The organism is Trinickia sp. Y13, from assembly GCF_029522115.1.
Taxonomy (GTDB): domain Bacteria; phylum Pseudomonadota; class Gammaproteobacteria; order Burkholderiales; family Burkholderiaceae; genus Trinickia.
Genome location: NZ_JAKWFK010000005.1, coordinates 248126 through 263042, shown reverse-complemented (window position 1 = coordinate 263042; position 14917 = coordinate 248126). Strand labels below are relative to the sequence as shown.

The 14917-nt window shown below is 59.2% G+C and carries 14 protein-coding genes and 1 pseudogene; 3 read left to right on the top strand and 12 right to left on the bottom strand.

Annotation, left to right across the window (positions count from 1 at the left end):
- Nucleotides 1-35 precede the first annotated feature (35 nt).
- From MMB74_RS11995 to MMB74_RS11975, 5 genes and pseudogenes are all read right to left on the bottom strand, one after another.
- Nucleotides 36-437: a type II toxin-antitoxin system VapC family toxin gene (locus MMB74_RS11995; RefSeq protein WP_090872272.1), complete on the bottom strand. Its 402-nt coding sequence runs from the start codon at nt 435-437 to the stop codon at nt 36-38.
- Nucleotides 437-673 carry a type II toxin-antitoxin system VapB family antitoxin gene (gene vapB / locus MMB74_RS11990; protein ID WP_090872269.1) on the bottom strand — a complete coding sequence of 79 codons (237 nt, stop codon included), beginning with the start codon at nt 671-673 and terminating at the stop codon, nt 437-439. The genes MMB74_RS11995 and vapB overlap by 1 nt, the downstream gene beginning before the upstream one ends.
- Nucleotides 674-914: 241 nt before the next feature.
- Nucleotides 915-1166, bottom strand: a pseudogene (locus tag MMB74_RS11985) (tyrosine-type recombinase/integrase); the annotation flags it as partial.
- Nucleotides 1163-2293, bottom strand: coding sequence for a hypothetical protein (locus MMB74_RS27415; RefSeq protein WP_346780679.1), 1131 nt, complete (start codon nt 2291-2293; stop codon nt 1163-1165). The pseudogene MMB74_RS11985 and the gene MMB74_RS27415, both read right to left, overlap by 4 nt.
- A 2886-nt stretch (nt 2294-5179) precedes the next feature.
- Nucleotides 5180-5362, bottom strand: a complete 183-nt coding sequence (locus MMB74_RS11975) for a hypothetical protein (protein WP_277428842.1) — start codon at nt 5360-5362, stop codon at nt 5180-5182.
- Nucleotides 5363-5535: 173 nt separating this feature from the next.
- Between MMB74_RS11975 and MMB74_RS11970 the strand changes: the two genes are divergently transcribed.
- Genes MMB74_RS11970 through MMB74_RS11960 form a run of 3 tightly spaced genes read left to right on the top strand, consistent with a single transcriptional unit; the run spans nt 5536 to nt 7575 of the window.
- Complete coding sequence (locus tag MMB74_RS11970) at nt 5536-6162, top strand: hypothetical protein (RefSeq protein WP_277428841.1); 627 nt, start codon at nt 5536-5538, stop codon at nt 6160-6162.
- 12 nt (nt 6163-6174) lie between these two features.
- Entirely contained in the window at nt 6175-6849 is a 675-nt protein-coding gene (locus MMB74_RS11965) for a hypothetical protein (RefSeq protein WP_277428840.1), read from the top strand.
- Nucleotides 6850-6906: 57 nt separating this feature from the next.
- Nucleotides 6907-7575 carry an RES family NAD+ phosphorylase gene (locus tag MMB74_RS11960; protein ID WP_277428839.1) on the top strand — a complete coding sequence of 223 codons (669 nt, stop codon included), beginning with the start codon at nt 6907-6909 and terminating at the stop codon, nt 7573-7575.
- Nucleotides 7576-7708: 133 nt separating this feature from the next.
- Here MMB74_RS11960 and MMB74_RS11955 read toward each other — a convergent pair whose 3' ends face one another.
- The 7 genes from MMB74_RS11955 to MMB74_RS11925 all read right to left on the bottom strand — a co-directional run bounded on the left by MMB74_RS11955 (nt 7709) and on the right by MMB74_RS11925 (nt 14917).
- Entirely contained in the window at nt 7709-8806 is a 1098-nt protein-coding gene (locus tag MMB74_RS11955; protein WP_277428838.1) for a hypothetical protein, read from the bottom strand.
- The gene (locus MMB74_RS11950; protein ID WP_277428837.1) at nt 8806-10092 is read right to left on the bottom strand and encodes a hypothetical protein; all 1287 of its coding nucleotides are present in this window, start codon (nt 10090-10092) and stop codon (nt 8806-8808) included. The genes MMB74_RS11955 and MMB74_RS11950 overlap by 1 nt, the downstream gene beginning before the upstream one ends.
- A gap of 125 nt (nt 10093-10217) precedes the next feature.
- Nucleotides 10218-10781 (bottom strand): hypothetical protein, encoded by a 564-nt coding sequence (locus MMB74_RS11945; protein WP_277428836.1) that lies wholly within the window; start codon nt 10779-10781, stop codon nt 10218-10220.
- Nucleotides 10782-10796: 15 nt separating this feature from the next.
- Nucleotides 10797-11276: a hypothetical protein gene (locus MMB74_RS11940; protein WP_277428835.1), complete on the bottom strand. Its 480-nt coding sequence runs from the start codon at nt 11274-11276 to the stop codon at nt 10797-10799.
- Nucleotides 11277-11292: 16 nt separating this feature from the next.
- Nucleotides 11293-11889: a hypothetical protein gene (locus MMB74_RS11935; RefSeq protein WP_277428834.1), complete on the bottom strand. Its 597-nt coding sequence runs from the start codon at nt 11887-11889 to the stop codon at nt 11293-11295.
- 15 nt (nt 11890-11904) lie between these two features.
- A complete protein-coding gene (locus MMB74_RS11930) occupies nt 11905-12468 on the bottom strand; it encodes a hypothetical protein (RefSeq protein ID WP_277428833.1) in 564 nt (187 codons plus the stop codon).
- Between the two features lie 586 nt (nt 12469-13054).
- The gene (locus MMB74_RS11925; protein ID WP_277428832.1) at nt 13055-14917 is read right to left on the bottom strand and encodes a site-specific integrase; all 1863 of its coding nucleotides are present in this window, start codon (nt 14915-14917) and stop codon (nt 13055-13057) included.

Below are 14917 nucleotides of genomic sequence, written 5' to 3'. Positions count from 1 at the left end.
GTTCCCCCTTTGCGCTCTATGTTGTCCCTGTTTTCCTACTTGTTGAGCCAGTTTTCGAGCCTGATACCGGGATAGCTGGCAAAGTCGCGCTCGTTGTTGGTCACGAGAATAACGTCCAGCGCAATCGCGTGTGCGGCGATCAGTTTGTCAAGAGCATCCTTCTTTCGCTCGCGCGTCGCTTCGCGCACAGGCCCGTAGGCCGTTGCTGCGGCAGCATCGAACGCGGCCACAGGAATATCTTCGATTAGAGCGGCGAGATTGCGGCGCTCGCGAGTTCGGTTCGCAGACACTACGACGCCGTATTCAAGTTCAGCGTAGGTCACTGCGGACATAACCACATCCCCGACGTAACACTGCGCAAATCGCTTCGCGACTTCTTCGGGCTGATTCTTCATCAGGTAGATGCACATGTTCGTGTCCAGCATGAAGCGCGGCATCACAATCCCTCGCGCTCAGCCTGCTCTTGCTCGCCGCGCCCTTCTGCCATGAAATCCGGCCCGAATTTCGCGAACTTCTTGAGCACTCCTGCCAGCGGACGACGCGCCGGACGGATACGGATCTCATCGCCTACGCGCTCAATTTCGACTTCGACATCGCTGCGATCGTAAGCAAGGTCGGCCGGAATGCGAACGGCTTGCGAGTTGCCATTCTTGAAAACGCGGGTGGTATGCATATCGGTTCCTGCTGTGTGTACTGTGGATGTACTATAAGCCATCCCGCGCTCGATGTAAATACGCGTATGTACATGGGCGGAGACTGCACTCCACGCCCTGACGCAGATCGAGCAAGGTCATGCCTCGGAACGAGCGCGCCTTGGGTCACTGTTACGAGGATGCCTGTATCCACGAGCGCAAAAACCGGTCTGCGAGGCGGAATTTTCGGCTTTCCTCGGAAAAGAATCGACGCTGCGCGAGCTATATGTAGATGCGCTCAACCTCATCCAGACTGATGTCGTCACGACGTCGATCATAGAACTGTGTCGTGCGCGTTGACGCGTGATTGGCCATCGCCGCGGCGCTCTCGAGCGTGCCGCCGCTCTTCAGGTAGGCCGTGATGCCCGTCGCCCGGAACGTATGGTTGCCGATTTTCGTGGCAATCCCTGCAGCCACGGCACGGCGCCGGACCATTGCGTAGGCATTGGCCTGCGGCAGCGGCGTGGCGCTCAGCGACGACGATACTGCCGGGACAGCATTCCACGAAACAATCTCCTGATGTGCCGCGGAAGGTGGCGACCATTACGACCGAAGACTCCCAGACGAGGGGCGAATACTTTCTTGAGTTCGTCTTCTGTGGCACGTCCGCCATAAGCAAGCACCTCGACAGCCATGACCGCATACCGACCCGTGGTCGATGGTGGTAGCTTCCTCACGGCCAGTCTCAGAAAATCGGCGCAGACCTTGACCCCCGACGAAAACATCAACGTGGGACGCCGAAAACTCTGAAACGCGGCGCGCACGGCCGGGTGTACCTTGCCAGGCGTACGAGTGGCCAACTGCATCAGGTCCGGAGCGGCGACAGCTACGAAGTCATGATTGCCTAAAAGCTTCGAAGCCAAGCAATTGACGTAGGTGGAATGACTCAAACGGTCTCGTGCGAGAGCCTCGAGCCACACTGGCTGTAGCCCTGATGACTTCGCGACACCGACCGGAGCAGCCAACTGTCGCAGCCCTCCGTCTTCAGTAAGCAACGCCGCCCCCCTCTCGAGACACAGAAGAATGCAATCCGCCGATGGATCATCGAGAATCTGCGCTAGTTCACGCAGTTCCCTAGATTGTTCCTCTGGGCCCGCCGTTGCAACTACCTCGCAGCAATCGTCAATGAACGCAAGCATCGAGCGTAAAAAGCTTGCCCGTTGATGCTGATATCGATTTGACAGTTCAACGATTCGAAGCCGGCCGTTGTGCTCGTGCATTGTCGTCGCACGATCGACAACGCGGCTTTTTTGTATGATTTCGAGTAGCTTTTGACGTTGTGATTCGGGTACAAGGGGCCGTCCGACCGTCTGCACGACGCTGTCGCCCGTTTTCTGAAGCACCACTTCAGCGATCGTGAAAAGATCGACCACAAAACGCTGGCCAGGCTGCTGGATCGCGCTCTGCGCTGCATGCCGCTCATCCTCTGTTCCTAGGCCGACAAAAAGGGAAGCCTCTTTGTAAGGCCAGTCCAGTCGCAGAGTAACTGAGTCGGTGCCGATAAGCTGGGCGAGCAATCCGATCGGAATGCGGTGGTCCCGATATAGGGCGAAGGCCGCTTCAGCCTGCTCACGTCGCCGACGCGATTGCTGCAGAAGCATGTCAATGTCGAGCTCGCCGTCATTCTTGACAACCTTCATGCTCCAGACTGGACCACGCGTGTTAGCCACCGATGCGATGATGCCTCGCGCCTTCTCTACCGCGTAAGCAAAAAGGCTTACGATTCGCGCCACTTGCGCTTCGACTGTAGCGATTCCCCTAGTTACTGTGAGCGCGGATCCTGCTTCAGCTCCTTTCAGTTCTTGGGCGACGGCCGACGTAGAAGAGACTAGTTCAGGCCACGACTCGACCGGGTCGGCGTCGTCGTGGTCGATCGCTACCCACCAGCTCTCCGATTGTGAACGCAGCTCGACGGCGCATCCTGGAACAACGCGCACAGGTACCTCGAGCGCCCGTAAGGACTTCGCAGCAAGTACCTGCATGAAGAGAAACCCGGCGACTTGGGAGTCGTTGGGATGCATCCTGAAGAGGCGGAACAATCGCTGCAGACCCTGCTCTGGAATCCCAGCGGCAACTTGCAGCTTTGCGAACTCCAGCTCCTGATCGACCCGGGCGTTCGCGAACGTCGGGTCGGTGGCCACGAAATGCCTCAAGCGCGCGATGTCGTTCAATCTGTAAAGTGCGTTTCCAAATCCCAAAGCGACATCGGCACGGATGGGGACTTCGGTGAGATCCGGCTCAAGTAAATCTCGCATGCGCGCCCAGTCCATCATGCGCGCCGCCAGGTTAATTTCGATGTGCCTGACAAGTTGCTGGGTTCGATCCTCAGGCCGGAGCTTTTCGAGCGCGAGCAGAGCCTTCTTCCGCTGGTTCGACGAAACTAGACATTGAAGCCAATTGGTAGTCAGTTCGTCAGCACAAGGATTCTCGATAAACCGCTCGTACAGGGACGCGGCTTCTACATACAATTCCACACGCATCAACAAATTTGCAACCTGCAACGCATCTGCACTTGCAATCTCATCTGGTAGCAGGGTGTTGCACGTACGCGCCTCGTGCTTCGCTTCATCGAAGCGCCCCGATCCGATCAACATATCCGCGAAGACGACATGGCCGAAGACGTGATCTGGGCGTTGAGCGACGTAATGTTTTGCCTGGTCGAGTGCCGCCGCGTGGTCACCTTGCCGCCAGATCGCAACTGCGGCCAGTGGAGCAAGCTCGACGAGGCGCGCATCTTCCTCGGAGCGACGTGACACTACCCCCAGGATCTCTGCATTCCACGTGACGTCCCCCTGGTTCGCAGAGGCTTCAGCGAGTATCGCAAGGGCAGAAGGCGGGAGCAAATCCAGGCGATCCTTCGCGAGCGCTTTGAGGTTCTTTTTGTCGTTGTTTTCCACCAGCTCGACTAGGCGGATGCGCAGCAGCTGATCGAGAGCAGGATGCCGCATGAGAAGCTGCGCCGTGATTGCACGCGCACGATCTAGCTGCCCCAACAGTTTTAACGACGAGGTGATGTTGGTCGCCAGCTCCGCAGAAAGCTCCACGCTCTGAATCGACGCAAGCGTTTCGTTAAGTGGCTCGAACTGCTGCAGTGCATCCTCAAGCGCTTCGCGACGCCCCTGCGGCATCTGGCCGAAGAAAGCCGCAACCGAACTAGGGCCGACCCACATTAAAGCCTCGGCCAGGTAGGCGCGTCGAGCTTCGAGAGATCCACCATCGAGCTCAATGCACTTCTTCAAAAGTTCGATGGCGGTCGCCTGATCGCCCTTGTCGCCATGAATACGCGCAAGCGAAAACAGATAATCCGCCGTCTCGCGCGCTTCCGTCGGTACTGCATCGCCCTCCGGCTCCTCACCTTGCCGGAAGCGGACGTGTAGCCGCAACCCCCACAGCGCACCGCTCGTCGGGAACCGGACCAAGGCTTCTTCGCACATCACCCCGGCAGTTTCAACCTTGTTCTGCAGCAGGTAAGCACGCACGCGGTTGATGTGTGCCCTCTCGTCATCTCGAGCGAATTCGAAGGCATTCAGGAACTCGGCCGCCGCCGGTTCGAGTCTGCCATCAATCAGATCAACGGCAGCGACATTGGTATGCCACCGAAATCGGGAGAAGTCGTCGCGGAACAGACTTGGATCGCCCAGTTCCTCCAATAGTTTGCGTGCGTCGCGGGTTTTACCTTCACGCAACCTGTCGCGCACATGATTGAGACTGACAACGATTCCAGGGTCCGCCTCATTACCCTTGGGCTCTGGACTCAACGAGCGGGCGCTGGACGTCTGTAGATCGGATAGCCCACGCAATATGTCCACATGGCCCGCCTTCAGGACCTCGAACTCACGCTGTGACGTAGTCGCATGTTCCTCGGCTATTGACAGCACTGTCAGGACGTTTTCTTGCACATTGAGCAGCGCGCCGCCGGGGAACCCTGGTATGAAAGCCCGTCCGATCTCCGGAAACATCCGGATATGGGCCTGGATGGTGTTCCAGTACTCGACGGACACGCTGAATTTGCCCTGCCTCCGCCGGTGCTCGCTCAGTTCGTGCACCTGCCGAACGACATCTGCGTTTGCCGGTGCCGTTGTCGCGAAGGTCAGGTGTTCGATCGCGAGGTTGGCGTTATCCGCCTCCGTGACGTCGTCAGTGACCGTGCGCAGCGTGAACTTTTTCGCCTGGTAGTGCTTGCACTGGATGCCAGAGCTTATGCCCGTCGGACTTCGCCGGTCAGCGCCGAGCAGATCGACTCCGAACTGCGCCTGACCCGAGCGTCCCACCCGCATGAGACCAGGATCGTTGTAGACGCGCTGGTACAGCATGCAACACATTGCCTCAAAATCTTCCTCAGTCTCGGGCCTTGCTAGTTCTGTATTTACAGGCATGTCCGGCTCACATTTTTAGATCGCCCGCCCCTGCGGGTCACTCACTTTAGCCTAGATCCGTCGCATCGCCAGTTCGAGACGTGGTCTGCAGTAGGGAGCCCCCTTCCCCAACTAAACAAACGCGCCCACGATTATCTCGAACACGACGACGAGTTCGACGGTCGTGGCCTTACTGTCCCCGCAATCGGCGGCCGCCGTCTCGGCGAGTTCCTGCCTCCTCATGAACGGTTCCTGTATAGCTGAAATCGCAATGACGCCAAGCTCCTGCCCGCTCCCGCGGAACACAACCGCCACATCTGATAACTATCCTTATCAGGTGTGACGATTCCTCCGCAGGCCGGGGCCCCTGCATGACTGCGGCTTAGTACCAGCATTGAACCAGCACTGGGAAAACTGGGAATTGTTGGGAAAAACGGGAAATCTGCTATACTGGGCAGCACGTACCCGAAACCCCGCTGGGGAGACTCATGCTGAACTGGGATGACAGAATCCGCCTCTCGCGACTTGAGGTAGAGCAAGCGAGGCAGATCGCCATTGCGCCGCTGGACGATGCAATTGCGGATGCGGACCGCTTGCTCGCCGCGGTCCAGCGCTTGCACGCGTGCTCTGAGCGCGATCAATTGATCGAAAGGGTCCTTGCGCTGCGTGAGGAAAGGTTGGCCATCAAACGGGCTCGCGTGGCCGAACTGGATCTTACGCTGCCGGAAAACGAACGTGTCGTCTCGGTGCGGGCGGACAAACTAACGGAAGCGTTCAACCGCGGCGACGACTATCGGGTTGTGCGACGCGATGGTCAGGTCGTCAGCTTTGACCCATGCAAGGTGGCCATCGCTGTTCTGCGGCCACTGTTCCGTATCCGCACCGTGCGACACATCGGCAGTTTTCTGTTTGCACGCAAGGTTGGTCTTCAATTTGCACGCACACGTGGGCTCAATTTCGTCCTCAGCGTGCTTCGCCGGAACGCGGCTCATTTCCTGAAAGCTTGTTGCGACGCAGACGTTCGGCGACCTCGTGCGCACCCCTTCGAGAGCCGAAGCGTCGCCTCCCGGTCCCGCATACTCGCGCCCGTTGGCGCGCCCCCCTTGGATTGCTGAGCAGGAGTTGAAATGGAACTGGCAACCAAACGTAGCAACGCTAACGCGAAGGCTGACCTCCGTGCCCTTGTGAACGGACAATACGTAGGCGATGCGAACGCGTTGATAGAAAAAGTCGCGGCGGACTTGCTCGCAGGAGTGTCTGCGCGTATCGAGGCGAAGTCGCGAACGGGAGAAGTCGCCGGCCTGACGAGCGGGGTGGCCCGTCGAGCCATTGCTTCCCGGCTCGCCAAGTGGTTGATCCGGGACAATGGCCGCGGCGGTGTCGCTCGCGCGGCTTGTTTGCCAGTTGCCAGATGGAGCCCTGAGGAGGTGATCGAGCACACCGGTATGTCCAAGAGCACGCTCTACCGCGGTGATCACGCGCAGTTTTACAGCGTGGTGCCGCCCGGCAAGAAAAACGGCCGCGCGTACCCCGCCTGGCAATTCGTTGCCGAAGTGCCCTCGCACCTGCCGCAGTTGCTCGAGGTTCTCCGCAGTAATTCAAGGATGCAGGTCAACACCTTTTTTATGTCCGAGCAGGACTCGTTGAATGAGTTGTCGCCCGCGGAAGTGCTCGCGGGAATGCCGTTCGAACACCGCCGCACGCTGGCGCCTGAGCAGGCTCGAATGCTCTCGCTTCCAATAAAGGTACGGCTGAACAAGATCAACGCGTTGGCAAAGATGGAGGTGGCTGATCTGGATTGAGCACAAAACAATCCGATGCCAAAACACGAAGAATCTGAAGTCTCACAGCAGCTACAGTTGGACGGCAAAGTTCCGACCGCAGCACAGATTTACCAAGCCCTGGCAGCACAGAGGTACACCTACGACCAAGCACGCGCTTTCGTACGAGCCGTCGACAACCCGAAGTACGTATCGACGGCTTCGCCATTCAGGCCGGGCCGCTTCGGGCCTCCGCTCGAAATGGTTGGCACCGACGGCAGGCTCCCTTTCACCTGGGTATACTGCGCCACCGACAAGCTCGTGGCAGTATGGGAAAGTCGGTTCGTACTGAACAATTTTGGTCCAGGAAGCGGCTTCCACATTACCCGCATGGCCGAAGAGTTTGGCGTCCTGGCCACGATCCGCTTTCCGCGACCGCTCCTTCTATGGAATCTCGGTGAGGACCACAGCAGCCGGTTAGGTTTTCAGGACACAATCTCGGAACGCGACCACGAGGCTTGCCAGCTATTCGGTGCGAGACTGCGCGAGGCGATGCTGATGGAGTCTCCGGCTGAAAGGCCTGACGGTTTTGTGTACCCATCGCACCGGGTTAAGGGTTATCCGGCGCTCGCACTCGCCGACTGGGCCACAAAGAACCTCTTCGAAGGCGCCGAAATCGCGATCGAGCGGTTCGCCGATTCAGAAATCTACGCGCGCTTTCGCGTCGATTCCATGCGTACTGATCCCCCAGATCTCGACGTGCCCTAGACGTTACGAACGTGCGCCGCACTTGTGGCGCACGTTCGTCTCATGTGGTTGGTCGCTATTATTGCTGCTTAAATTGGCGGATGTCGTTCTGCGAGCCGAAGCAGAATTTACGAACCTCAACAGCAGCGCCAACCTATGGTGCTATTACACTGATCTCTGAAATTTTTTTCGCCAAGCCGTCGCAGCATTCCTTCGTCAGCTTTGACAAGCCAGCGAAATAGTTCATCAGTACAAGCGAAAACTGATGGATGCGATTGTTTGCCTTCAAGCGCCGCGATAATTCGAAATCTTGCTTGGCGGCACTAGTAGCTATCTCCCTGAATGCAAGCTCCTTCATCGGCAAACAAGCGGCGCTAAGGGAGAATGGAGCGTCGAGATAGGCCCGCATCAACTCCTTGAATTCCTCCCAATTTGGAAGATCAAAGCTTGGCGGTTCGTTTATTCCCTTGGCCGCTTTCAGCGAGACATTGAGCCTGTGACGCAACTCGTAGCTTTCCTTGCCACCCCAAATGTAGTACCGCAGCATCCTCTCAAACTGCACTGGTTTCGCGTCCGCATCGAAGACATGATGAAAGGCGCACGCCATTTCACTAAGAAATACGAGGGCTTGGCTCAACATCATGCCAAATATGGCACGGTGGACGGCTTTGGACGAGTCAATCTCGCCCTCGGCTCGCTTGAACTTGGCGAGTAGACTGCGAAACCCTGCGACCGGGTTATCTTCAAGGGGAGCGCCAGCGGTCAGGTAGTTGACCAGCTCCTCTAACCGCGGATACGCCTTGCGAGCTTCGAATACTTTTTCCCACGCCTCCATGCTCTCCAGATAGGATGAGTCGACGAAGTAGTCCTTCGACGCAGATGCCGCAAACTTGTCAAAGAGCGGTTCGGAGAAAAGGCGGACGCCGAGGGCTCCGGCGGCAAGACGATGCCCCTCTGGCGCTGCTTTGTTCAGAATCACGAAAGCATGGTCCGCAGAGACGAACTGCTTCAGTCCAGCTGCCCATAGTGCTCGGCTGATACCGCTTACCTTCGAGAGGGTCTTGCAGTCGAAGATGATGCGTTGCGACCGATTCGCGTCACTCGGTCTTATGCCAAGGACATCCACGTCCGTAATATCTGACACAACATCGGAGACCTCTGCGTCATAGCGGACGAGTGCTTCAAGATATGGCACGATGCCCATCGCCACGCAGTATCGAATCGCTTTTTGTTTTTGACCGCTATCTTTCATTATCGCAAGTCCAACAGGAGCTGTTCTACTTCGGCCTTCCCTGCCTCATCGAGCTCAGGGCGTTTGATCGCGCGTAGATGTGCGGCGCCGACGATCGAGTGCATATAAGCCTCATCCTTCTGCAGCGCAATCCTAGCGTCATCTGAGTACCCTGCGTCAAATGCCGCTCCGCCCGAGAAGAGCGCGATGGCTCCGTCGACTGCCTGGATGTTCTCAGGAGTGTCGATCAAAGAAAGCCTATAGCGGTTGCCGGACACCTTGTCTAGTCGACCGACCGAAAGAGATACCAGATTCTGGTACTGGAAAGCCGCCTCTGTAGTGGCCCCGATCTGCTTCTCGTCTCGCAGCTTCCTTAGGAGCGCAGTCGGATACTTGATAGGATAGGCATTCGGCAGCAGTTGTCCCTTCCGCACCGCGGCCGCCAAGGCCATCGAGCGTTCAAAGATCGTGCGATTGGCACCATCCAGCCTCACCTTGCCGGGCTTCGGCGTGAAAATGAAATGTTCCAGCGCTCCTGTCGCAACGTTCTTGATGGTAGGTGGCTTAAGGATGCCGTCAGCAACGAGACTCTGCAGCAACGCGAGTTCGGTTGGGTCGAGCTTCGTCCCGTTCACCTCCCCCGTTTTCAGAATGATCGAGAGCGGCCACCCTTGCGTTGCTTTGATAATGCCAAGGACCTTCTCGATCTTTTTCGCACCACCCGCCGCAGCAAGATTCGCAAGTGCATCCAAGTTGTCTGCGAAGTACGTCGGGCTCACGAGGATGTCATGCCCACGTGCCCGTTTGGGTACGACAAGTCCGCCGGCTTTGGTGATCGACTCAACACGCGAAAATGCTCGCGTGTCGGCGCCGAGCCGCGTGAGCAGGGCATCGCGCTTCTCGGCCTTCTGCGAGAGTTCATGCAGGATGGCCACCGAAAGTTGCTCGTGCTCCGTCAGAGCAATGGTGCCTACATAATCGCCAAGCCCCTTGTAAACAGACGTGAAGTGCGGAACCATCGGAATGACCTTCTTAATAGTCTTCCCTTCGGTCACAAGACTGACATGCCGAACCTCTTCCATCACGCTCAGGACCTGCGGCAATACCATCGTTGGGATGTCAAAGTAGTAGTCCGCGACGGGCTTCATGACTGTATAGTCGATCTCGCCCAGCCCCCGAATGTGAAGTGCCAACGAAGCAGCCATGCCGATAATCGGCAACTGCTCGAATTCCGGAACACTGTGCCTGGCCAGGCCAGTTTGGATGTCATGGGCGAACTCTGCAGTCGCTTGGTTCTTTGTCATCATGTGCCCCTTTCTTATTTTTCCGCACCGATATCACGGTAATCATAAAGCAACTTTGGCGTTTTAATAACTCTTCAAAGACACGGCTTGGGTGCAAGCCCAGAATTGGCGGGCTTCGGCTGGCTTTCCTATCTCGCCGTCCGATGGTCCGAAGCAATTCTTCGACCGACTTCCCTCAACTCGTCATGCCTTCGCAAGCGAAGGTGCCTGCCGTACTGCCGAACAGCTGACCCCGACAACCGCGCGACGGCCGCGTTCGCAATAGTGCCGTGCGCAATGATCCAGCGAGGTTCGATCGCGTTGACCAGAAACGCGAGCATGCTACGACTCCGGGCCGCAGTGCCAAGGTCGGACTGCCGAGCAGACGGTTCGGCGAACACATTCGTTTCGAGGCACTTCAACGGACGGCAACTTTCGATCAATATTTCGATAGCCCGCCGGGTTGGACTGATTTCACGCTTTCCGGCATTACGTCTTTGCGCCTTGTAGTCGGCCAGCCATGCGTCCTTGTCGAAACCGTGCCCCACACGCCAATAGGACCAAAAATCCGTATCCATCGCAGTGGCCGGATTGCACCCCACGATGAAAACCTCGCACTCGAGGGGCGATCCGTTGCACACAAACGGACGCATTCCGCCAAGGTCCATCGTCATTTCCCGAAGCGTTAATTCGAACTCGGCCAATTGCGACATATGCGTTCCTCCTAACTACGCCCCGCGGAGTGCGGACGAAAGTCGGTTTCTCCACGCACCAGGTCGAACCTCGTATGGAGACAGCAGACTGAGAACTTTCTCGCTCGGCGCCGTCGTCGTGTAGAGCCCACGCTCGGCCCAGGACTTGGTTTCCAGCCATCCCATTGCTTTGCCAACACCCAAAGATTCGACGTAAGTCAATGCATAGATTGTGGATGATTCCGGCGTTCCAACGCCCCATACGAAGGCCAGCAAGAGGTTGGGAAATTTCGCGTACTTCCGATCGATGGCGAACCAGCGCTGGGTTGCCGCCTTGATCTGGATAGGTACGGCAGTGAACCGGCCGCTCTGCTCATCGATGTCGACATACGCGATCAGATCGACGCCACGGTCGCGAACCGGCGTGGCCACCTCGACGCCGCTCAACAAGAGATCGTTGACCAGTCGGTTCCGCCCGAAGATCTCCGTGACCTGTGTATCCGTCGTCGTCGGCATCCTCGAATCCTTTTCTCTATCGCTGCAGCTCGCGGAGGAAGTCGATGTCTTGACGGTCCCGGGCGATCACACGCCGAGCTTCCTCGACTCCTGCATCGATCCATTCGCCGGCCACGATGCGCGCTTCAGTCGAAGCGACCGCAATCTCCTTGATGCGAATCTGGTCGCCGACGCTGGGGACGCGCAGCGCAGTCAACTGCCACGTGACTTCGTTGGCCGCGCCGTAGACTTCATCGAACGACAGGTCGCCGATTGACGTCAGGATATCGATTTCCGGATTGTGCTCCGACGGGATGGCTACGCGAACGTTTTCGCTACGAAGCCGCTCAAGAAAAATATCTGGTGCTCCGCAGACCTTCTTCAAGGTGGCAAAAACACGCTCGACTGTCTTTTCGTCCCGAGCGACCCAAATGTCAAGGTCGACAGTCTCGCGTTCCATTCCGACCGATTGCAACGCTTTCCCGCCGATCACAAGGAATCGCGCACCAGATCTTGCGAGTTCACGAGCGAAAGGCCCCTGCATGTTAGGAAGATTGATCGACGCACGAGCATTCTTCTGAATCGCCTGCGCGACTCGGCATTCTCGCGTCCCTCGTCGCTTCGCCTCGCCCATTTGCGTTGTCCGTTGTCACGTGAAGTCGAAGAAGTCAGCCAAAAGGAGCCCGTTTGGATACTCATGGCGTGCGTGCTGGCCGTCGATCCTCACCAACTCGACGTGCCGTCTGCGGAGTTCCGATATTGTTTGCGTTGACAAGGACGGGCCAGGCTGACCATCTTGTCGCGGATCGATCACAACAACCCGCATACGCTCAGGCAGTAGCTGATGGAGAGCTTCCGAGCATACGTCGTGCAGATCGGGCATGGCGCGGGCAGCGAACGGCTGCAACGCACATGCGACGTTGAATCGTCGGAAGCCGAGCCGCGCAGCGCGTCGCTGCGCGGCTTCGATCGTCTTTAGGAACTGATTGATGTTCTGCTTTGTCTCGTGAGGCGAAGTTAGGCGCATGAACAAGCAGCGTTCCTTGGACAACCCAACCAGGCGAATGCGGCTCTCGGTTGGCACCACGCGTTTGGTACCAAACCGCGGATCCACAAAGAGGCTACGGAGAGTTGTGCTCTTGCCGGCGTCCGGTTCCCCAACGACGAACATCATCCGCTCGATTCTTGGGAGGTTCTTCGGTTTGTCCGTCATCTAGTTTTCCTTGCTACCTTCCCATCGCGGCTCATAGACGTTTCCACGGTCCACCGAGCCGATCACGCAACGCGTCCGCTAGACCCGCAAGAGTAGCCTCACACGCGCAACTCTTCACAAAACGCTCGAGCGAGTCATCGTCGTCTGGCAGAGAACAAAGGACGCGAACAGCCGCCGCTCGCTGCTCGCCAGTCACATTGGTCTCGGCATACGTGACAAGCTTGACGACTAACGACTCGGCTGAAGCAACGTCGTGCAACACCAATTCCTCCCCTGGACTGATTTCACTAGCTATCGGCGCCCTACGAACGTGGTCTTAGTTGATTCACGCAATACCAGACAGGCAAGGTCGCCCCTTGTATGCCCGAGAGGGGCTTGCAAAAAGCAGGAGGAATTCGAAATTGCGGCCAGCGGATCGCCACGCTAGTTTTCAATTGAAAGATCCCGATACTCTTCAAGCATAGCCACGGCTGCATGATGGCCTCTCTCTGTTTTCGTCTTCTTTGCTCGCGCCCCGCGAGTCAGCCCATGATAGAGGTACGAGCCGTCCATGCCAACAAAGCTTAGTTGCTCCTTTCCCCGCAATCTACCGATCGGACGGCATCAGGCGCGCATGATATTTGGCCGCTTCGCGGCGCAAGCGGGACTGCTCCGGCGAAATGTAGATCGACGTGGTGCCAAGCGACGCGTGACCCAGCGTTTGCTGCACCACCTCGAGCGCCGCGCCGCTCGCGAGCATCTGCGTGGCGACGGTGTGGCGAAACGCGTGCGGCGAGGTGCGCGCCAACTTCCGGCGCTCCGCTTCCGACAGCTCGGGCACCGCCTCCAGCAACTGATCGATGGCCCACTGCGTGAGGCCACGCGCGCCGCGTACCGAATAGCCGCTCACCTGATGGCCGCCGATGGCGCTCGACTCGACGCCAGGCGCGCCGTCCTCGTTCTGGACAGCGAACTTCGCGCGGGCCCGCGGGGTCGGCGGCACCACCAACGGCGCCACGAGCGGCCCCTGCGCGTCGGCCGCGTCGAAGTCCTGGCCACGATCGCGCCAATGGGCGCGGATGGCGTCGACACACTCATCGCTCACCGGCACATCGCGCTGCTTCATGCCCTTGCCAATGACCTCGAGCAGCCAGCTCGCTGGCGCCTCCTCGTCGGCCGGTAGCCAGGTCAGCGCGAGCCGCTCGCCGGCGGCCGCCTCGGCAATGCGCAGGCCGCCGTCGCCCATGATGAGCAACAGCGCACGCGCGGCGCGCCAGCGTGCCCCCACGGGGCCGATCAGCTCGGCGCGTTCCGCGAGTGTCGCGCGCATGCGCGTCCACAAGTCCAGCGACAGCGCCCGCTCGACCTGCAGCTTGCGCACGCGTTTGACGGTCATCGGATCGGTCACGGCGCGCCAGGGATTGCCCGCGAGATAGCGTACGTGCACGAGCCAAGTGAACGCGGCGCGGATCGTACGTACGGCGTAATGCTGACTCTCGGGCGAAAGCCCGCCCGGCGCGAACGGGCGCCATTGACGACTGGTGCGCGCCACGGGCGGGCCGGTGAAGCGCTCGCCCGGCGCCTTCAAAAACGCCTTATACGCCTCGCAATCCTCGACGGTCATGGAGGAGAGCGCGACGCCGCGCTCAGCCACGCACCACAGCACCAAGCGCTCGAGTTCGCGTTTGTACGCGCGCTGCGTCTGGGGCCGATCGTCGTAGCGGTGCAGGTAGGCGCGCACCGCATCGAGGTCGTGCGCCGCGCGCACGTAGGCGAAGCCCGGCGCGCGATTGGCGCCGCGCACACCGGACAACTCGACCGGCACCGCCAGGCGCTCGAGCGGCGCCAACTGCGTGGCACCCGTCGTGACCAGGATCGTCGCGTTTGTGACCGGCGCGGCGAGCGGATCGGTGAGTTCCACCTCATGCTCGACCGCCTGCCCGATCGACGTCGCGTGCCGGCGCAGCCAGGCCACGAGCACGCGCGCGCGCCCGACGCCGATGCGCGGCACGGAGCGCCACCAGCTGCCGCCGCGGCGATTGATGAACGCAACAAGCTCGCCGAGCGTGCGAATCCCCTCGCCTGCGAGCCGCGCGGCGATGAGCGCCCGGAACCAGCGCGCGATCGGATGGTCGGCCGCCGGCTGCGCCGCGGCCCACCGCCCGGCCGCCTCCTCGATCAGCTGCAGCGTGACGGGCGTGAGGCGCACTTCGCCGTGCTTGGCGATCGATGCCTGCAAGTGCGCGGTGAGCACCGACGAGCCCTCGCGCAGCGCGAGCGCCACCAGATCCTCGCGCATGGTGCGCAGCAGCCGCTCGATCTCGAGCGGCTCGGTCGTTTCGGCATCGAAGTAGGCGCGCGCGATCGTCGCAATCGACAGCCCTTTTACACGCGCGCGCAGCGCCGTGAACTCGGTGCGGCTGTACGTGCGCGGCGCCGGCAGCTCGAGCTGTTGCGGTTGGTTCGCCAT

Excerpts from the sequence above, each read along its gene's own strand:
- MMB74_RS11995 (WP_090872272.1), bottom strand. The coding sequence starts at position 437 with ATGCCGCGCTTCATGCTGGACACGAACATGTGCATCTACCTGATGAAG.
- vapB (WP_090872269.1), bottom strand. The coding sequence starts at position 673 with ATGCATACCACCCGCGTTTTCAAGAATGGCAACTCGCAAGCCGTTCGC.
- MMB74_RS27415 (WP_346780679.1), bottom strand. The coding sequence starts at position 2,293 with ATGCTTCTGCAGCAATCGCGTCGGCGACGTGAGCAGGCTGAAGCGGCC.
- MMB74_RS11970 (WP_277428841.1), top strand. The coding sequence starts at position 5,536 with ATGCTGAACTGGGATGACAGAATCCGCCTCTCGCGACTTGAGGTAGAG.
- MMB74_RS11965 (WP_277428840.1), top strand. The coding sequence starts at position 6,175 with ATGGAACTGGCAACCAAACGTAGCAACGCTAACGCGAAGGCTGACCTC.
- MMB74_RS11955 (WP_277428838.1), bottom strand. The coding sequence starts at position 8,806 with ATGAAAGATAGCGGTCAAAAACAAAAAGCGATTCGATACTGCGTGGCG.
- MMB74_RS11950 (WP_277428837.1), bottom strand. The coding sequence starts at position 10,092 with ATGATGACAAAGAACCAAGCGACTGCAGAGTTCGCCCATGACATCCAA.
- MMB74_RS11945 (WP_277428836.1), bottom strand. The coding sequence starts at position 10,781 with ATGTCGCAATTGGCCGAGTTCGAATTAACGCTTCGGGAAATGACGATG.
- MMB74_RS11940 (WP_277428835.1), bottom strand. The coding sequence starts at position 11,276 with ATGCCGACGACGACGGATACACAGGTCACGGAGATCTTCGGGCGGAAC.
- MMB74_RS11935 (WP_277428834.1), bottom strand. The coding sequence starts at position 11,889 with ATGGGCGAGGCGAAGCGACGAGGGACGCGAGAATGCCGAGTCGCGCAG.
- MMB74_RS11930 (WP_277428833.1), bottom strand. The coding sequence starts at position 12,468 with ATGACGGACAAACCGAAGAACCTCCCAAGAATCGAGCGGATGATGTTC.
- MMB74_RS11925 (WP_277428832.1), bottom strand. The coding sequence starts at position 14,917 with ATGGCGAACCAACCGCAACAGCTCGAGCTGCCGGCGCCGCGCACGTAC.